Origin of the sequence: Kocuria sp. WN036 (assembly GCF_002287015.1) — a bacterium.
Taxonomy (GTDB): Bacteria; Actinomycetota; Actinomycetes; order Actinomycetales; family Micrococcaceae; genus Kocuria; species Kocuria rosea.
The window spans coordinates 58,425-76,411 of the sequence record NZ_NSKF01000001.1; the positions used below are offsets into that span (position 1 = coordinate 58,425).

General features: G+C 73.0%; 18 protein-coding genes, 1 pseudogene and 1 riboswitch. Of the genes and pseudogenes, 12 read left to right on the plus strand and 7 right to left on the minus strand.

Translation table 11 applies throughout. From position 1 onward, the window contains the following. Window positions 1–111 precede the first annotated feature (111 nt). A pseudogene (locus tag CK505_RS00275) lies at window positions 112–504 on the minus strand (hotdog fold thioesterase); the annotation flags it as partial. Between the two features lie 213 nt (window positions 505–717). Between CK505_RS00275 and paaA the strand changes: the two are divergent. From paaA to CK505_RS00310, 7 genes are all read left to right on the plus strand, one after another. After that, window positions 718–1,734 carry a 1,2-phenylacetyl-CoA epoxidase subunit PaaA gene (gene paaA, locus CK505_RS00280; RefSeq protein WP_017833091.1) on the plus strand — a complete coding sequence of 339 codons (1,017 nt, stop codon included), beginning with the start codon at window positions 718–720 and terminating at the stop codon, window positions 1,732–1,734. 2 nt (window positions 1,735–1,736) lie between these two features. Next, the gene (gene paaB / locus CK505_RS00285; protein WP_017833090.1) at window positions 1,737–2,054 is read left to right on the plus strand and encodes a 1,2-phenylacetyl-CoA epoxidase subunit PaaB; all 318 of its coding nucleotides are present in this window, start codon (window positions 1,737–1,739) and stop codon (window positions 2,052–2,054) included. Further along, the gene (gene paaC / locus CK505_RS00290) at window positions 2,051–2,878 is read left to right on the plus strand and encodes a 1,2-phenylacetyl-CoA epoxidase subunit PaaC (protein ID WP_017833089.1); all 828 of its coding nucleotides are present in this window, start codon (window positions 2,051–2,053) and stop codon (window positions 2,876–2,878) included. Before paaB ends, paaC begins: the two co-directional genes overlap by 4 nt. 7 nt (window positions 2,879–2,885) lie before the next feature. After that, window positions 2,886–3,431: a 1,2-phenylacetyl-CoA epoxidase subunit PaaD gene (gene paaD, locus CK505_RS00295; RefSeq protein WP_017833088.1), complete on the plus strand. Its 546-nt coding sequence runs from the start codon at window positions 2,886–2,888 to the stop codon at window positions 3,429–3,431. Next, a complete protein-coding gene (paaE, locus tag CK505_RS00300; protein WP_095649813.1) occupies window positions 3,431–4,591 on the plus strand; it encodes a 1,2-phenylacetyl-CoA epoxidase subunit PaaE in 1,161 nt (386 codons plus the stop codon). Before paaD ends, paaE begins: the two co-directional genes overlap by 1 nt. Window positions 4,592–4,678: 87 nt before the next feature. Continuing rightward, on the plus strand, window positions 4,679–5,455 hold the full coding sequence (locus tag CK505_RS00305; protein ID WP_095649814.1) for an enoyl-CoA hydratase/isomerase family protein: 777 nt from the start codon (window positions 4,679–4,681) through the stop codon (window positions 5,453–5,455). A gap of 124 nt (window positions 5,456–5,579) precedes the next feature. After that, window positions 5,580–7,562 (plus strand): M13 family metallopeptidase, encoded by a 1,983-nt coding sequence (locus tag CK505_RS00310; protein WP_095649949.1) that lies wholly within the window; start codon window positions 5,580–5,582, stop codon window positions 7,560–7,562. Window positions 7,563–7,593: 31 nt separating this feature from the next. On the opposite strand, the gene CK505_RS00315 is transcribed toward CK505_RS00310, so the two are convergent. Both CK505_RS00315 and CK505_RS00320 read right to left on the minus strand, forming a co-directional pair. Further along, entirely contained in the window at window positions 7,594–7,950 is a 357-nt protein-coding gene (locus CK505_RS00315) for a hypothetical protein (RefSeq protein ID WP_017833084.1), read from the minus strand. 90 nt (window positions 7,951–8,040) lie between these two features. Beyond that, entirely contained in the window at window positions 8,041–8,847 is an 807-nt protein-coding gene (locus CK505_RS00320) for a carbon-nitrogen hydrolase family protein (protein ID WP_095649815.1), read from the minus strand. Window positions 8,848–9,011: 164 nt separating this feature from the next. On the opposite strand from CK505_RS00320, the gene CK505_RS00325 reads away from it, so the two are divergent. Both CK505_RS00325 and CK505_RS00330 read left to right on the plus strand, forming a co-directional pair. Then, window positions 9,012–9,398, plus strand: a complete 387-nt coding sequence (locus tag CK505_RS00325; protein ID WP_095649816.1) for a YidH family protein — start codon at window positions 9,012–9,014, stop codon at window positions 9,396–9,398. Between the two features lies 1 nt (window position 9,399). After that, window positions 9,400–9,768 (plus strand): DUF202 domain-containing protein, encoded by a 369-nt coding sequence (locus CK505_RS00330; RefSeq protein ID WP_035927992.1) that lies wholly within the window; start codon window positions 9,400–9,402, stop codon window positions 9,766–9,768. Window positions 9,769–9,860: 92 nt separating this feature from the next. Here CK505_RS00330 and CK505_RS00335 read toward each other — a convergent pair whose 3' ends face one another. Next, complete coding sequence (locus CK505_RS00335; RefSeq protein ID WP_095649817.1) at window positions 9,861–11,147, minus strand: adenylosuccinate synthase; 1,287 nt, start codon at window positions 11,145–11,147, stop codon at window positions 9,861–9,863. Between the two features lie 241 nt (window positions 11,148–11,388). Between CK505_RS00335 and CK505_RS00340 the strand changes: the two genes are divergently transcribed. Further along, window positions 11,389–12,792 carry an amino acid permease gene (locus tag CK505_RS00340; protein ID WP_109221908.1) on the plus strand — a complete coding sequence of 468 codons (1,404 nt, stop codon included), beginning with the start codon at window positions 11,389–11,391 and terminating at the stop codon, window positions 12,790–12,792. A gap of 82 nt (window positions 12,793–12,874) precedes the next feature. Here CK505_RS00340 and CK505_RS00345 read toward each other — a convergent pair whose 3' ends face one another. Genes CK505_RS00345 through CK505_RS00355 form a run of 3 tightly spaced genes read right to left on the minus strand, consistent with a single transcriptional unit; the run spans window position 12,875 to window position 14,148 of the window. Next, window positions 12,875–13,291, minus strand: coding sequence for a VOC family protein (locus CK505_RS00345; protein WP_095649818.1), 417 nt, complete (start codon window positions 13,289–13,291; stop codon window positions 12,875–12,877). Between the two features lie 2 nt (window positions 13,292–13,293). Then, window positions 13,294–13,791: an SRPBCC family protein gene (locus tag CK505_RS00350; RefSeq protein WP_095649819.1), complete on the minus strand. Its 498-nt coding sequence runs from the start codon at window positions 13,789–13,791 to the stop codon at window positions 13,294–13,296. Window positions 13,792–13,794: 3 nt separating this feature from the next. Then, complete coding sequence (locus CK505_RS00355; RefSeq protein ID WP_095649820.1) at window positions 13,795–14,148, minus strand: helix-turn-helix transcriptional regulator; 354 nt, start codon at window positions 14,146–14,148, stop codon at window positions 13,795–13,797. Window positions 14,149–14,413: 265 nt separating this feature from the next. Continuing rightward, window positions 14,414–14,520: riboswitch (SAM riboswitch) on the plus strand. 70 nt (window positions 14,521–14,590) lie between these two features. Here CK505_RS00355 and CK505_RS00360 point away from each other — a divergent pair. Continuing rightward, window positions 14,591–15,517, plus strand: a complete 927-nt coding sequence (locus CK505_RS00360) for a methylenetetrahydrofolate reductase (protein WP_017833075.1) — start codon at window positions 14,591–14,593, stop codon at window positions 15,515–15,517. A 56-nt stretch (window positions 15,518–15,573) separates the two neighbouring features. Beyond that, complete coding sequence (gene metE / locus CK505_RS00365) at window positions 15,574–17,979, plus strand: 5-methyltetrahydropteroyltriglutamate--homocysteine S-methyltransferase (RefSeq protein WP_095649821.1); 2,406 nt, start codon at window positions 15,574–15,576, stop codon at window positions 17,977–17,979. The last annotated feature ends 8 nt before the right edge of the window (window positions 17,980–17,987 follow it).

A 17,987-nucleotide genomic window follows, 5' to 3' on the forward strand; every position in this document is an offset into this window, starting at 1 on the left:
TCAGACTTCCTCGGGCTGCGGGGCGGACGGCTGGGCGGACTGCAGGACGGGCTGCGCGGCCGGGTCCCCGGCCGGGCGCTCCGCGGGCGTCGCCGCGCGGAGGGCGGGGTTGGGGATGGTGCGGCTGCGGCCCCGGAACTCGGCGATGAGCCGGCCGTCGGCCAGGACCTGGATGTCGTAGACGCCGCTGCGCCCCGCCTGGGCGCGCACGGTCCCCACGGCGGTGAGCTCCTGCCCGCGGTAGGCCGAGGCGAGGAAGTTGATGTCCACTCCCGCGGCCACCGTGATGGTGGTGCCGTCCCCGGCGGGGTCGTTGCAGGCGAGGGCGAAGCAGGTGTCCGCGAAGGCGAAGACCATGCCGCCGTGGGCGATGCCGAACCCGTTGAGCATCTCCTCCCGCAGGGTCATGCGGATCTGGGCGTGGCCGTACTCGGCACGGTCCACGGTGATGCCCATCCAGCGCGAGGTGTGGTCCCCCGCGAGGATCGGATGGCCCTGGGACATGTAACTCTCCTCACAGTTCACGACCGAATGTTCAGTAGACAATCCCACTCCGCCGCCCGTGTCAACCCGCACCGCCCCGGAGGAGCGCGGGAGCACTCCATCGGCGCAACCTGTTGACGCCACCCCCGGGGGGCTTATATTCTGAACGAACGGTCAGTTAGTCGCGTGCGGCCCTCCCGCCCCGCGGCGCCATCTCGTCGGAAGAGGGACACCATGACTACGCAGAACACGGGGCTCCACGCCGTGCCCGCCGCGGACGCGGCCGAGCAGGCGGAGCTGGACCGCGCGGGCGAGGAGCACTTCGACCGCATCATCGCCGAGGACTCCCGGATCGAGCCGCGCGACTGGATGCCCGCCGCCTACCGCAAGACCCTGGTCCGCCAGGTCTCGCAGCACGCCCACTCCGAGATCATCGGCATGCAGCCGGAGGGCAACTGGATCTCCCGGGCGCCGTCCCTCAAGCGCAAGGCCATCCTCATGGCCAAGGTGCAGGACGAGGCCGGCCACGGGCTGTACCTCTACTCCGCCGCCGAGACCCTGGGCACCCCCCGCTCCGAGCTCAACCAGCAGCTGCTGGACGGCCGGGCCAAGTACTCCTCGATCTTCAACTACCCCGCGCGCACCTGGGCCGACATGGGCGCCATCGGCTGGCTCGTGGACGGCGCGGCGATCGCCAACCAGGTTCCGCTGTGCCGGGCCTCCTACGGCCCCTACGGCCGGGCCATGGTCCGCATCTGCAAGGAGGAGTCCTTCCACCAGCGCCAGGGCTGGGAGATCCTCTACGAGCTCTCCCACGGCACGCCCGCCCAGAAGCAGATGGCCCAGGACGCCGTGAACCGCTTCTACGGCCCCTCGCTGCAGATGTTCGGCCCCCCGGACGACGACTCGCCCAACTCGAAGCAGTCCATGGCGTGGAACATCAAGCGCTTCTCCAACGACGAGCTGCGCCAGCGCTTCGTGGACATGATCGTGGAGCAGGCCGCGGCACTGGACCTGACCCTGCCGGACCCGGACCTCAAGTGGAACGAGGAGCGCGGCCACTACGACTACGGACCGCTGGACTGGGACGAGTTCAAGGCCGTCGTCGGCGGCCGGGGCCCGTGCAACCTCCAGCGCATGCAGCGCCGCCGCACGGCGCACGAGGACGGCGCCTGGGTCCGCGAGGCCGCCGCCGCCTACGCCCGCAAGACCGCCGCGGAGCGCGCCTCCGCCGAACTCATCGGAGCCTGAGCATGAGCGAGAACACCGTGAGCCCGATCGGCGCGCCCTCGGACGAGTGGCCCCTGTGGGAGGTGTTCGTGCGGTCCTCGCGCGGGCTCTCCCACGTCCACGCCGGATCCCTGCACGCCCCGGACGCCACGATGGCCGTGCGCAACGCCCGGGACCTCTACACCCGCCGCAACGAGGGGACCTCCGTGTGGGTGGTGCCCTCCGCGGCCATCACCGCCTCGGACCCCGACTCCAAGGGCGGGTTCTTCGAGTCCGCCCAGGGCAAGAGCTACCGCCACGCCACGTACTACACCAAGAGCGAAGGGGTGAAGCACCTGTGAGCTTCGCATCCCACGAGTCCGCGACCCGGCAGAGCGCGGGCGACGCAATCACCGCGGAGGACATCCGGGCCGGCGGCGCGAAGGCCCCCGAGGACGTGGCCCGCTACGCCCTGTACCTGGGCGACGACGCCCTGATGCTCGCCCAGCGCCTCGGCTGGTGGATCGCCCGGGCCCCGGAGCTCGAGGAGGACATCGCGCTGGCCAACATCGCCCTGGACCTGCTCGGGCACGCCCGCTTCCTGCTCACCTACGCGGGCACCGCGTGGGGGAAGACCGAGGACGACCTCGCCTACTTCCGCGACGAGGAGGAGTTCCGCTCCTGCCGCCTCGTGGAGCAGGAGAACGGCGACTTCGGGCAGACCATCGCCCGGCAGCTGATCTTCTCCTACTACCAGTACGAGCTCTACCGCCGCCTCGTCCGCTCCACCGACCCGACGCTCGCGGCCATCGCGGACAAGGCGCTCAAGGAGGTCGAGTACCACCAGGACCACGCGAGCCAGTGGATCCTGCGCCTGGGCCTCGGCACGGAGGAGTCCAAGCGCCGCGTCCAGGCCGGCCTCACCTACATGTGGCCCTACGTGGACGAGCTGTTCCACGACGACGAGCTCGTCGAGTCCCTCGGGGACGTCGCCGTGCTCCCGTCCTCCCTGCGCGCCGACTTCGACCGCCGGATCACCGCGATCCTCGACGAGGCAGGACTGTCCGTCCCCGAGGTCCTGGGTGCCTGGGGCGGCGACCGCTCGGGGCAGTTCAGCGAGCAGCGCGGCCACATCCTCGCCGAGATGCAGGTGCTGGCCCGCCGGCATCCCGGCGCCACCTGGTGAGGAGGCGATGACGATGACCGGCTCCGAGCAGACGGGCGCCACGCAGGTGACCGGCCGCGAGCTGCGCCCCCGGGACGAGGCCGCCGGCCGCGTCTGGGACATCGCCGCCACGGTGAACGACCCCGAGGTCCCCGTGCTCTCCATCGCCGACCTCGGCATCCTGCGGGACGCCCGGCTGGAGGGAGCGCGCGCCGTCGTCGTCATCACCCCGACCTACTCCGGGTGCCCCGCGATGGAGACCATCACCACGGACGTCACCCGGGCGCTCAACGCCGAGGGCTACGACGACGTGCGGGTCGACCTCGTGCTGCAGCCGGCGTGGACCACGGACTGGATGAGCGACGAGGGCAGGCGCAAGCTGGACGAGTACGGCATCGCCCCGCCCAGCGGCCGGGCCGCCGCCGGCCCCGTCCGGCTGGGGCTCACCGTCAAGTGCCCGCGCTGCCACTCCTTGAACACCCGCGAGCTGACCCGCTTCGGGTCCACCGCCTGCAAGGCGCTCCACGTCTGCAACGAGTGCCTGGAACCCTTCGACTACTTCAAGGTGCACTGATGACCGAGATCACCGCCCCCGCCCGGCGCCGGGCCACGTTCAACACCCTCGAGGTCTCCCAGGTCCGCAAGCTCACCGCGGACTCCGTCGAGGTGGCCTTCACGGTGCCCCCGGAGCTCGTGGACGACTACGACTACCTGCCCGGTCAGTACGTGGCGCTGCGCGCCCACATCGACGGGCAGGAGGTCCGCCGGTCCTACTCGATCTGCGCGGAGCCGCGGCCGGGCGAGATCCGGGTGGCGATCAAGCAGGACATCGGCGGGGTCTTCTCCACCTGGGCCAACAGCTCCCTGAGGGCCGGCGACACGCTCGACGTCATGAACCCGCAGGGCGCGTTCATCTCCAAGCTCGGTCTCACCAGCATGAACGACCCCGAACGGCTCGCCGCCGAGGAGGTCGCGAAGAACGCCTCGGTGCACCTCGTGGCCTTCGCCGCGGGCTCCGGGATCACCCCGATCATGGCGATCGCCAAGGCCGTGCTGCGCGCCTCGGAGTCCTCCACGTTCGACCTCGTCTACGCGAACCGCTCCGCGATGGAGGTCATGTTCGCCGAGGAGCTCGGGGACCTCAAGGACAAGTACCCGTCCCGCCTGGCGGTCCACCACGTGCTCTCCCGCGAGCAGCGGATCAGCCCGCTGATGTCCGGGCGGATCGACGCCGACAAGCTCCAGGACATCCTGGACCAGGTGCTCCAGGTGGACCGGACGGACGAGTGGTTCCTGTGCGGGCCGTTCGAGCTCGTCCAGCTGTGCCGGGACACCCTCGCGGAGCGCGGCGTGCCGGAGGAGAAGATCCGCTTCGAGCTGTTCAGCACCGGCCGTCCCGAGACCCCCCAGGGGCAGCAGGGACGCGTGGTCCCGGCGGACCCGTCGGGCGAGAAGTACGACATCACCTTCACCCTGGACGGGCTCTCCTCCTCGATCGAGTCCCCCAAGAACGCCCAGGAGACCGTCCTCAACGCCGCCCTGCGGGTCCGCCCCGACGTCCCGTTCGCGTGCGCCGGCGGGGTGTGCGGCACGTGCCGCGCGAAGGTCGTCTCCGGGGAGTTCGTGATGGAGGAGAACTACGCCCTCGAGAAGGACGAGATCGAGAAGGGCTACGTGCTCACCTGCCAGACGCGTCCCACCTCCGAGCAGCTCACCGTCGACTTCGACGCCTGAGCCGCTCGCTCCGGGGGCCCGGCACCGTGCAGGTGCCGGGCCCCCGGGCCGTCCCGCCCCCAGTCCCGACCTCACCGAGGAGCAGCAGTGATCGACCTGACCATCGACGGATCCGTGGCCGAAGTGGTGCTGAACGCACCCGGCAGGATGAACGCCCTGGACGAGGCCGCGCTCACCGAGCTCGGCGACGCCTACGCCGAGGCGGCGCAGGCGGGCGTCCGCGCCCTCGTGCTGCGCGGCGAGGGCCGCGGCTTCTGCGCCGGCCGGGACATCTCCGCCGTGGACCCCGCGAGCGACGACGCCCACGGCTACCTGGCCGGGAAGGTCACCCCGCTGCTGCGCGCCATGACCCGGTTCCCCGCCCCGACGTTCGCCGCCGTGCAGGGCCCGTGCCTGGGCGTGGGGCTCGGCCTGGCGATCGCCACGGACGTGGTCTACGTCGCGGACAGCGCCAAGATCGGCTCCCCGTTCGCGAACCTCGGGGCGACCCTCGACTCGGGAGGGCACGCCCTGTTCACCGAGCGGCTCGGCGCCCACCGGACCCTGGACCTCATCTACACGGCCGAGCTGATGAGCGGCCAGGAGGCCGTGCGCTCCGGGCTGTTCAGCCGTTCGGTGCCCGCCGACGAGCTGCTCGAGCTCACCCGGGCCAAGGCGGCGGCCGTGGCCGAGGGCGCGACCGGCGCGTTCCTCGCCTCCCGCGAGCTCGTGGCCCAGATCCGCGACGAGCGCCTGGGGCTGTGGGAGTCCGTCGAGAACGAGAACCGGGTGCAGGGCGAGCTGTGCCGCAGCGCCGACTACGCCGAGGGCTTCGCCGCGTTCCAGCAGAAGCGCCCGCCGCGGTTCACCGGCGGCCGGTCCTGACCCGGGAGGACGGTCCCGCCGGGTCCGGCCCCGGGGCGCACGCGGGCCGGACCCGGGACGAACCGGGTTAAGCGGTCGGGGAACAGCCCGCCCGCTCCGCCGGGAGCCGGTTAACGTGGTGGGCATGACATCCACGGTGACCTCTTCGGTGTTCGACCTCTCCGGCTTCGACCGCTCCGTCCGCCCCCAGGACGACCTCTACCGCCACGTCAACGGCACCTGGCAGCGCCGGACCGAGATCCCCGACGACAAGCCGTCCGTGGGCGCGTTCATCGAGCTGCGGGACCAGGCGGAGGCCGCCGTGCGCGAGCTCATCACCCGGGCCCGCGCCGGGGACCCGGAGGCCGTGGAGTCCAAGATCGCGAACCTCTACGCGTCCTTCATGGACGAGGAGCGGATCGAGGCGCTCGGCGCCTCCCCCCTCGCCCCGGACCTCGCGGAGGTGGACGCCGTGGCGAACGTCCCCGGCCTGGTGCGCCACCTGGGCCGGATGATCCGCCGCGGTGCGGGCGGCCTGGTCGGCGTGGACGTCGACGCCGACCCGGGCGACCCCGAGCGCCAGCTCGTGTTCGTGGGGCAGTCGGGGCTGGGCCTGCCCGACGAGGAGTACTACCGGGACGACCAGCACGCCACGATCCGCGGTAAGTACCTGGAGCACGTGCGGACCATGCTTTCCCTGGCCGGGGTCGAGGACGCCGAGGAGCAGGCCCGCGCCGTGGTGGACCTCGAGACGCGGATCGCCGCCCACCACTGGGACAAGGTCACGGTCCGCGACCTCACCAAGATGTACAACCCCATGGGCTTCGAGGAGCTCGCGGCCTCCACCGCGGTCCTCGACTGGCGGCTCCTGGCCGAGGGCGCGGAGCTGCCCGGGACGGCGCTGCGCACCGTGGTCAACGCCCAGCCGAGCTTCTTCACCGGGGTCGAGGAGCTGCTCGTCGACGAGCTGCTGCCGGCCTGGCGGTCCTGGGCCCGCTGGCACCTGGTCTCCGCGCGCGCCTCCTACCTGTCGTCCGCGTTCGTCGAGGAGGACTTCGCCTTCTACGGCACCGTGCTCTCGGGGACCCCGCGGCTCAAGGACCGCTGGAAGCGCGGGGTCGAGCTCGTCAACGGGGTCCTCGGCGAGGCCGTGGGCGAGCTCTACGTCGCCGCGCACTTCTCCCCCACCGCCAAGGAGCGGATGGACGAACTCGTGGCCAACCTCCTGGAGGCCTACCGCGTCTCGATCACGGGCCTGGACTGGATGACCGAGGAGACCCGCCAGGAGGCGCTGAAGAAGCTCTCCCAGTTCACCCCGAAGATCGGCTACCCCGAGAAGTGGAAGGACTACTCCTCCCTGCGGATCGACCCCGAGGACCTGGTGGGCAACCGGATCCGCACCACGGAGTTCCGGCTCGCCGAGCTCGTCCGCAAGGCGGGCCAGCCGGTGGAGAAGCACGAGTGGCTCATGACCCCGCAGACGGTCAACGCCTACTACCACCCGCTGCGCAACGAGATCGTCTTCCCGGCCGCGATCCTGCAGCCCCCGTTCTTCGACGAGGACGCCGACGACGCCGTGAACTACGGCGCGATCGGCTCCGTGATCGGCCACGAGATCGGCCACGGCTTCGACGACAAGGGCTCGACCTGCGACGGCGACGGCCGGCTGCGCAACTGGTGGACCGACGCCGACCGGCAGGCCTTCGAGGAGCGCACGGCGGAGCTGGTGCGCCAGTACGACCGCCTGGTCCCGGAGCAGCTCGCGGAGGAGGGCACGCACGTCAACGGCGAGCTCACCCTCGGGGAGAACATCGGGGACCTGGGCGGGCTCACGATCGCCCACCAGGCGTGGCGGATGTCCCGGGAGACCGGCAGCGCCTTCGGCCCCGGGGAGCTGATCGACGGCTACAGCCCCGAGCAGCGCCTCTTCCTGTCCTGGGCCTACGTGTGGCAGCAGAAGTCCCGCGACGAGGCGCTGCGCCACCGCATCGCCACCGACCCGCACTCCCCCAACGAGTTCCGGGCGAACCAGACGGTCCGCAACGTCCCCGCCTTCTACGAGGCGTTCGGGGTGCGGGAGACGGACGCGCTGTGGCTGCCCGAGGTGGAGCGCGTGCGCATCTGGTGACCGGGGGCCGGGATCCGTCCCAGCCCCCGGCTCAGCCGCCGGAGCTGACCAGGAACACGACGGCGACCAGCCACAGGACGAGGAACAGCACCAGGACGCCGAGCAGGACGGTGCCGACCCAGCCGAGCACCCGCCCGGGAACGGCGGGGGTGCCGAGCTTCTCGGCCTCCCGCGCCTGCCAGATCGCGAAGGGGCCCAGCAGGGGCAGCACCACCACGCTCAGGATGCCGAGGATCAGCGCGGTGTCGGCGTGGCTGCGGCCCACGGCGAAGCGCTCCGCCTGCCACGGCGGCGGTGGGCCCCACGGGGTCGTCGGGCCGCCGCCGGCGTGCCCGGACCCGCCGGGGCCGTCCGGGCGCGGCGGGGCATCGGAGCGGTCGTCGTCCACGGGGTCCTCCAGGGGTCGTCGGTGCAGTCGGTCAGACCGGTCGGTCGGTTCAGTCGGTCGGTCGGTTCAGTCGGTCGGTCGGCGGTCGCCTCAGCCCTCGTCGGAGGGCAGCAGCTCCGCCGGGCCGAACCGGCGGTTCGCGAGCACGGGCACGGTCTCGCGCACCTCGGCGATGCGCTCGCGCATGACGTCGGCGGTCAGCACGGTCTCGTCCTCCCCCGCCTCGGCGACCACCACGCCGAGCGGGTCGAGCACCGCGGAGCGGCCCACCGTGTGCTCGGAGCAGGTGTCCGCGGCCGCGACCCAGACGGTGTTCTCGATCGCGCGGGCCTTGAGCAGTGCCTGCCAGTGGTCCACCTTGTGCTCGCCGGCGAACCAGGCCGCGGGCACGGTGAGCAGCTCCGCCCCGGCGTCGACCACGGCGCGGCAGATCTCGGGGAAGCGCAGGTCGTAGCAGGTGATCATGCCGACCGCGAGCTCCCCGATCCGCACCACCGTGACGCCCTTGTCCCCCGGGCGGATCCGGTCGGACTCCCGGTGGCTGAAGGCGTCGTAGAGGTGGAGCTTGCGGTACGTGCCGAGGATCGCGCCCTGCGCGTCCACGGCCACGAGCGTGTTGTAGGGGCGCCCGTCGGCGGAGCCCTCGTAGCCGCCCGCGATCACGGCGACGCCGGTCTGCGCGGCCAGGAAGGACAGCTGCTGGACGAACCCGGACCAGCCGCGCAGCACCAGCTCCTCGAAGTCCTCCCCGAGGAGCTGCTCGGAGAACATGGCCTCCTCCGGGAACACCACCAGCTGCGCCCCGCCGGCCGCGGCCTGCTCGGTGAGCCGGCGCATGGTCCCCAGGTTCTCGGCCGTGTCGGCGGTGGGTGCGAACTGTCCGACGGCGATCTTCACGGGTGTCCTCCTCGGCGGGTCGCGGCTGGAGCTCCCACTGTATCCGCGACCGGTGCATCCGCGACCGGCCCGTGCGCCTGCCTGTGCCCCCGCCCGTGGCACAGCTCGCGGCACGGCCCGTGGCAGGATGGGGCCGACACGACCGTGCGAGCGAAGGGCAGGCGATGGGCGAGCAGTCCGAGACCCCGGGGCGACGCCGGCTGTCCGAGCGCGTGCTCGGCGGCGGGACCGCCCCCGACCCCCGGTTCACGCTGGCCAACGAGCGCACGTTCCTCGCCTGGATCCGGACCGCGCTCGCGTTCCTGGCCGGCGGGATCGCCATCGAGGCGTTCACCGCGGACCTGTTCGACGACGGCGTGCGGAAGTTCCTCGCAATCGTGCTGCTGGTGCTGAGCATGCTCCTCAGCGCGGGCGCCACGTTCCGCTGGATCGGGGTGGAGCGGAGCATGCGGCGCCAGGCCCCGCTGCCCCTGCCTTTGATCGCACCGGTGCTCGCGGTGGGCGGGGCGATCGCGGCGGGAGTGCTCGTCGTCGTCGTCCTGCAGGGCTGAGATGCCCCGCCCGCAGCTCCGCCGCCCTCCGGGGCCCCCGGACCCCCCTCGGCCGCCGCACGGGGACCCCGGGCTGCAGCCGGAGCGCACCACGATGGCCTGGGGCCGGACCCTGATGTCCTTCGTGGTGGTCTCGGCGATCTTCCTGCGCTGGCTGCCGCACCACGGGCCGTTCGTGCTGGTGCTGTTCGGCCTGGCGGTCCTCACGGCGGCGGCGATCTACGTCACGCAGCGCCCCCGCTACGTCCGCAGCGCCCGCGGCATCGTCGAGGAGGGCACGGAGCCGGAGGTCGGCGCCGTGCTGGCGACCTCGGCCGCGATGCTCGCCCTCGGCGCCCTCGGCATCTGGGTGGTCCTGGTCCTCGTCTGAGCGTTTCCCTGCCTGCCCGCGAGGTCGCACGTGCCGGCGACCGGGGCGCTCGAGGTCGCCGACGCGTGCAACCGCGCGGAGGAGAGGAGGGATCAGTTGATGAGGTCGCGCACCACGATGGTGTCGTCGCGGTCCGGGCCCACGCCGATCGCGGACATCCGGGTGCCGCTCATCGACTCGAGCGCCTCGACGTAGGCCCGGGCGTTCGCCGGCAGGTCCTCCAGGGTGCGGCAGCCGGTGATGTTCTCCTCCCACCCGGCGAAGTGCTCGAAGATCGGCTTCGCGTGGTGGAACTCGGTCTGGGTCATCGGCATCTCGTCGTGCCGGACGCCGTCGACGTCGTAGGCCACGCACACCGGGATCTGCTCGATGCCGGTGAGGACGTCGAGCTTGGTGAGGAAGTAGTCGGTGAAGCCGTTGATCCGGGAGGCGTGGCGGGCCATCACGGCGTCGTACCAGCCGGTGCGGCGGGGACGGCCCGTGTTGACGCCGAACTCGCCGCCGGTGGTGCGCAGCTGCTCGCCCATCTCGTCGAAGAGCTCGGTGGGGAACGGCCCGGCGCCCACGCGGGTGGTGTAGGCCTTGATGATGCCGATCGCCCGGGTGATGCGGGTCGGCCCGATGCCCGAGCCCACGGACGCGCCGCCCGCGGTGGGGTTGGAGGACGTCACGAACGGGTAGGTGCCGTGGTCGACGTCGAGGAAGGTCGCCTGGCCGCCCTCCATGAGCACCACCTTGTCCTCGTCGAGGGCCTGGTTGAGCAGGTAGGTCGAGTCCACGATCATCGGGGCGAGCCGGTCGGCGTAGCCCAGGAAGTACTGCACGACCTCCTCGACGTCGATGTCCCGGCGGTTGTAGAGCTTCACGAGCAGCTCGTTCTTCTGCCGCAGCGCGCCCTCGATCTTCTGCCGCAGGATCGACTCGTCCAGGACGTCCTGGACGCGGATGCCGAGCCGGCCGACCTTGTCCATGTAGGCGGGCCCGATGCCGCGGCCCGTGGTGCCGATCGCTCGCTTGCCGAGGAAGCGCTCCGAGACCTGGTCCATCGTCTGGTGGTACGGGGCCACCAGGTGGGCGTTCGCGGAGACGCACAGCCGGGAGGTGTCCGCCCCGCGCGCCTCGAGGCCGTCGATCTCCTCGAAGAGGGCCTGGGGATTGACGACGACGCCGTTGCCGATCACGGGGACGGCGTTGGGGCTCAGGATGCCCGCCGGCAGGAGCTTGAGCTCGAACTTGTCGCCGCCCACCACCACGGTGTGCCCCGCGTTGTTGCCGCCGTTGGGCTTGACCACGTAGTCCACGCGGCCTCCCAGCAGGTCGGTGGCCTTGCCCTTGCCCTCGTCGCCCCACTGGGCGCCGACGATCACGATTGCTGGCATTGAACGACTCTCCTGCCTGGATGGAACGGGACTTCTCCCGCGGGCCCCGGCGGAGGCGCGCACCGGCCGGGCACGACAACGCCCCTGCGTCGGCCCGCTCCCACCCGCGCGACCGGGACGGCGCGACGCCGGCAGGAGGAGACCCAGGGGCTCGTACCGTGCAAGTCTAGCGGGCCGTGACCCGGGACCGGCATCCGCCGCCCCGTCCGGCGGCCACCGCGGTCCGATACCCTCGATGCTCATGAGTTCCCCTTCCACGTGGACCCCGGGCGGGTCCCCGTCCTCCGCGCCCGCGGCCGCCCCGGGCACCCACCTCAAGGCCCGGCACCTCGTGATGATGGCCCTGGGCAGCGCGATCGGCACCGGCCTGTTCATCGGCACGGGCGCCGCGATCCGCACCGCCGGGCCGGCGGTGCTGCTGTCCTTCCTGGTGGCGTGCGTGCTGCTCGTGCTCGTGATGCGGGCGCTGGGCGAGATGGCCGCCGCGGATCCGTCCCCCGGCGCGTTCTCCACCTACGCCGAGAAGGCCATGGGCCGCACCGTGGGACGCACCCTCGGCTGGCTGTGGTGGGCGCAGATCGTGGTGGTGGTCGCGGCGGAGGCCACGGCCGCGGCCCAGCTGCTCGCGGAGCTGTGGCCGGTGGCCGAGCAGTGGGTGCTGGCGCTGCTGTTCATGGTGGTGTTCACGGCGATCAACCTGGTGCGGGTGCGCACGCTCGGGGAGACCGAGTTCTGGTTCGCGCTGATGAAGGTGCTCGCGGTGCTGGCCTTCCTCGCGGTCGGGATCGCCGTGCTCCTGGGCCTGACCGAGGAGCCCTCCCCGGGGCTCGCGAACCTCACCGCTCACGGCGGCTTCCTGCCCCACGGCCCGACCGGGGTGGCCGCCGCGCTGCTCGTGGTGGTCTTCGCGTTCGGCGGCACGGAGCTCGTGACCATCGCCGCCGCGGAGACCGAGGACCCGCAGCGCAACGTGGCCCGCGCCGTGCGCACCATCCTGGTCCGGATCCTCGTCTTCTACGTGGGCGCCGTGACCGTCATGGTCCTGGTGCTGCCGTGGAACGACGAGCAGCTCTCGGTCAGCCCGTTCGTGGCCGTGCTGGAGACCGCCGGGGTGCCCGGCGCGGACGTGCTGATGGCCGTGGTCATCATCCTGGCGCTGCTCTCGGCCCTCAACGCGAACATCTACGGCGCGTCCCGGATGCTCTGGTCGCTGGCCCGCCGCGGCTCGGCGCCGCGGGCCTTCGCCGACGTCTCCGACCGCGGGGTCCCCCGGAGCGCGGTGGTCGTCTCCGTGCTCTTCGGCTTCGCCGCCGTGGTGCTGAACTACCTGTGGCCCGAGACCGTGCTGCTGTGGATGCTCAACACCGTGGGCGCGACCTGCCTGGTCGTCTGGGGGCTCGCGCTGGTCTCGCAGATCGTCCTGCGCCGCCGCGCGGACCGGGACGGCACCGAGCTGCCCCTGCGGATGTGGGCCTTCCCGTGGCTGTCGTACCTGGCGCTGGCGCTCCTCGCCGGGATCGTCCTGCTCGGGCTGCTCGACGGCGCCGTGCGGGGCCAGCTCCTGCTCACGGCCGGGCTGGTGGCGCTCATCGCCCTGGCCTCGAAGGTGCTCGGCCGCCGGGCCGAGCACGCCCCGCAGGACTGATCCGGCGGAGCCGCGGCTCCGCCGGGGCCACGGGCACAGGACATGCCGCGGTGCGCGGCCGTCGCCGGCGCCGGTGACGGTGTCAGAGGCGGTGCTCCGGCGGGATCAGCGGGCGCTCGGCGCGGACCCGCAGCTCCTGGACCGCCCACGAGTTGCCGTCGGGGTCGCTGAAGCCGAAGACGGTGCCGCCGTCCCGCTCGTCGAGCACCGTGATCCCGCTCACCTCCACGCCCCGGGACAGCAGCTCCTCGCGGGCCGCCCGGGCGTCCGCGACCACCAGCTGGAGCCCGCGCAGGGATCCGGGGGCCATCTCCCGGTGGGCGGGGAGGTTGCCCACCACGATCGAGCAGCCGGACCCGGGCCGGGTCAGCTGGGCGATGTCCATCTGCTCGGTGGTGGTGTGGTGGTCGAGGTGGAAGCCGACCTGGTCCCGGTAGAACTCCACGGCCCGGTCGACGTCGCGCACCGGCACCAGCACCACCTCGAGCGTCCAGTCCACGGTCAGACCCCGCCCTGCGCGGTCCGCCCGCCCAGCAGCTCCTCGAGCCGCTCGTAGCCCTCGGCCACGCCCTTCTCCATGCCGGATCCGACCATCCCGTCGCGGGCCTCCTGGGACGCGTGGACGGTGTGCCCGCGCAGCCGGCACCGGCCGTCGCCCAGGTCCTCGAAATGCAGGTACTCCAGGTCCACGGCGTCGGGCCAGTCCTCGTACTCGAAGGTCTGGACCACGAGCTCGTTCTCGCGCACCGTGTGGAAGACGCCGCGGAAGGCGTACTCCTCGGTGCTGTCCTCGCCGCGCTGGACGAACCGGTAGGCGCCGCCGGGGCGGAACTCGAAGCCGTCGATCCGGGTCCGCAGCCCGCGCGGCCCGATCCACTGCCGGAACAGCTCGGGGTCGGCGTGGGCGCGGAAGACGTCGGCCACGGGGTGGTCGAACTCGCGCTCGAAGTCGATGAAGGGCAGGCCGTCGGGGACGGTCAGGTGCAGTGCGTGTCCCATGGTTCAGTCCTGGGTGTGCTGGCCGCGGTCCGCGGCTCGGGTGTCGAGCACGGCGTCGAGGCGGCGGAACTGCTCCTCCCGGACCAGCCGGTACCGGTCGATCCACGCGGTGAGCGCCTCGAGCCGTGCGGGGTCCAGGTGGACGGGCCGGCGCTGGGCGTCACGGGTGCGCGTGACGAGCTGCGCCTGCTCGAGGACCTGGATGTGCTTCGAGACCGCCTGGAGGGAGATCGCGAAGGGTTCCGCCAGTTCGGTGACCGTGGCCGGTCCGCGGCTGAGCCGGGCGACGATGCGGCGGCGGACCGGGTCGGCCAGGGCCAGGAAGGCCCTGTCGAGCTCGTCGTCGCCGGGGTCCACGGTGTTTGTCAACTGATTCCTTGATCAACCTGTTGGTTGTCAAAGACTAGGCCGCCCGCCCCGGCCCGGCAAGACCCGAGACCGGATCGTGACGGACCCGGACCTGCGCTCCGCATGGGCGTCGCCGCCGGTGCGTCGCCGCCGGTGCGTCGCCGCGCGTCCGTGTTGCGTCCTGTGACGCCGCGGTCGTCACAGTCGGCGCACCGGCGTCTTCTGGGCGCCCGCACTTGGCAGCGCGGCGGGGCAGCCGCTGGAATGGGTCCTGCATCTATCCAGAGCGGCCGAGAGACCTGGCTCGTCGACGCCGCAGCAACCATCCGCGCCCCCGCCACGGGGTGCACGGAACGGTGCTCCCGCCAGGACCGATGGAGCTGTCGCAGCCTCCCGGGTCCACTCCGGGACGGCTGCTGCCCTCCCTCGGGGTGACCCTTGGAGGAAGAACGTGACACCACGCCCGACCGCCCGGCCGGCGCCGCCGTCCCTGTCCTACGAGCTCTATCCGCCGCGCAGCGCGGCGAGCGCCGACACGCTGCTGCGGACCATCGAGGAGCTCGAGCCCACCCGTCCCGACCACGTCTCGGTGACGTACAGCGGGGACGAGCAGCGCCGGGACAGCTCGCTCGCCCTGCTCGACCACCTCCTGGCGCGCACGAGCCTGCGGCCCCTGGCCCACCTGACGTGCGTCGGCAGCACTCGGGCCGAGCTGGAGCAGACCGTGGCCGCACTGGTCCGCCGCGGCGTCCGGGGCGTCCTGGCCCTGCGCGGCGACCTCGACCCGGGGGCCGAGCCGGGCGAGCTGCGGCACGCCGGCGAGCTCGTGGAGCTCGTGCGCGAGGTCGAGCAGCGCCACACCGCGGCCCTGGCGGCCGGCCGGCTCGCCGTGGGCGTGGCCGCCTACCCGACCCGGCACCCGGAGTCGCCGTCCTTCCGGCACGACGTCGAGGTGCTGCTGGCCAAGCAGCGCTCCGGGGCGGACTTCGCGATCACGCAGGTCTACTTCCGCCCGCAGCGCTACGAGCGCCTGGTCGCGGCGGCGCGGGCGGCCGGGGTGACGATCCCGATCGTCCCGGGGATCATGCCGGTCACCGACCCGCGGCGGCTCCGGACGCTGTGCCGGCTGGCGGGCCTGGCGCCCCACCCGGGCCTGGCCGCCGCGCTGGAGGACGCGCCCGGTCCTGCCGAGCGGCACCGCGCCGGCGTGGCCTTCGCGGCGCGGCTGGCCCGCGCCGCCCTGGACGCCGGCGCCCCCGGGCTGCACCTCTACACCTTCAACGAGCACGGGGCCGCGCTCGACCTGCTGGAGCACGTGGACCTCCCGCGCGTCCCGCACGTGCCCGTCGCGCTCGAGGACCTTCTGCTCCCCGCCTGAGCACGCGCCCACCCACCGTTCCGCACGACCCCTCGACACCTCTTCAGGAGACCACCATGACCACTGTCCCGTTCCCCGCCGCCACCATCACCGGCTACCCCCGGATCGGCCGCCGCCGCGAGCTGAAGAAGGCCCTGGAGGCCTACTGGGCCGGGCGCTCGACCCGCGAGGAGCTCGAGTCTGCGGCCGCCGACCTGCAGCTGGCGACCCACCGCCGGCTCGTGGAGCTGGGCCTCGGCGCCCGGGACTCGTCCCTGCCCGCGGCGTTCCCCCTCTACGACCAGGTCCTGGACACCACCGTGGCCCTCGGGGCGGTGCCGGCCCGCTTCGCCGATCTCGCCGACGCCGAGGGCCGGCTCGGCCTCGACGCGAGCTTCGTGCTGGCCCGCGGCGACGCCGGGCGCGCTCCCCTCGAGCTGACCAAGTGGTTCGACACCAACTACCACTACCTCGTGCCCGAGATCGGCCCGGAGACCCCGCTCCGCGCCACCGCCGACCGGCTCGTGGCCGACGTCCGCCGTGCCGCCGCGCACGGCTTCACCGTCCGCCCGGTCCTCGTGGGCCCGGTGTCCTTCCTCCTCCTCGCCAAGGCCGACGACGACGCCCCCGCGGGCTTCGACCCGCTGCAGCGGCTCCCCGAGCTGCTGCCCGTGTACGCGCGGCTGCTCCAGGAGCTCGCCGCCGCCGGCGCGGACTGGGTGCAGCTGGAGGAGCCGGCCCTCGTGGCGGACCAGGACGTCACCGGCGAGCAGCTCGCCTCGTCCGTGTGGGACGCCTACACGGGCCTGACCGCCGTGACCGGGCGCCCGCAGCTGTTCGTCACCACGTCCTACGGCTCCCCCGGGCCGCTGCTGCACCCGCTGGCCTGCTCCGGGGTGGAGGCCCTGCACCTCGACCTCGTCAAGGGCGCCGCCCCCACCGCCGAGGAGCTGGAGCTCTTCCGGGGCGAGGACTCCGCCGTGCTCGTGGCCGGCGCCGTGGACGGGCACAACGTGTGGCGGGCCGACCTGGCCGGCCGGCTCGACCAGCTCGCGGAGCTGGCCCGCGGGGGCGCCCAGGTGTCCGTGGCCTCCTCCACGTCCCTGTTCCACGTCCCGCACGACGTGGCCGAGGAGACCCGGCTGGACCCGCAGCTGCGGAGCTGGCTCGCCTTCGCCGACCAGAAGGTCGGCGAGATCGTCACCCTGGCCCGCGGTCTCGCCGCCGGGACGGAGGCGGTCGCGCCGGAGCTGGCCGAGGCCGCCGAGGCCCGCCGCACCCGGCAGGACGCCGCGGGGGTCCGGGACGCGGCCGTGCGCGAGCGCGCCGGGTCGCTGACCGCCGCGGACATCGGACGGTCTGCCGCGGAGGTCCGCCGGAGCGCCCAGGACGGCCGGGCCTTCACGGCGTCCGGCCCCCTGCCCCCGCTGCCCACCACCACGATCGGATCCTTCCCCCAGACCGCCGAGGTCCGTGCCGCCCGCGCCCGGCACCGCGCCGGCGCCCTGACGGACGCGCAGTACGACGCCTTCCTGCGGGAGGAGATCGAGCGGGTCGTGCGGCTGCAGGAGGAGCTGGGCCTGGACGTGCTGGTGCACGGCGAGCCGGAGCGCAACGACATGGTCCAGTACTTCGCCGAGCACCTCGACGGCTTCGCGACCACCGTCCACGGCTGGGTCCAGTCCTACGGCTCCCGCTGCACCCGCCCGTCGATCCTGTGGGGCGACGTCAGCCGGGAGGGTCCGGGCCTGCGCGGCGAGGCGTTCACGGTGCCGTGGATCGGCCACGCCCAGTCCCTCACCGACAAGCCGGTCAAGGGCATGCTGACGGGCCCGGTGACGATCCTCGCGTGGTCCTTCGTGCGCGACGACCAGCCGCTCGGCGAGACGGCGAACCAGGTGGCGCTCGCGCTGCGGGACGAGGTCGCGGACCTCGAGGCCGCCGGGATCGGGATCATCCAGGTGGACGAGCCGGCGCTGCGGGAGCTGCTGCCGCTGCGCCGCGCGGACCAGCCCGCCTACCTCGGCTGGTCGGTGGACGCGTTCCGCCTGGCCACCTCGGGGGTGCGGGACGAGACCCAGATCCACACCCACCTGTGCTACTCGGAGTTCGGCGAGGTGGTGGGGGCGATCGACGGCCTGGACGCCGACGTCACGAGCATCGAGGCGGCCCGGTCCCGGATGGAGGTGCTGACCGACCTCGAGGCCGCCGGCTTCTCCCGGGGCATCGGGCCGGGCGTGTGGGACATCCACTCCCCGCGCGTGCCCTCCCAGGAGGAGATCGAGCAGCTGCTCGAGCGGGCCCTCGAGCACGTCCCGGCGCGGACCCTGTGGGTCAACCCGGACTGCGGCCTGAAGACCCGCGGCTACGAGGAGACGAGGGCGTCGCTGGAGCACCTCGTGGCGGCGGCCCGGACGGCGCGCGAGCGGGTGGCGCAGCCCGCCGGCCGGCCGCTGATCGTCCAGCACGGCACGCGCGGCTGACCCCGGGC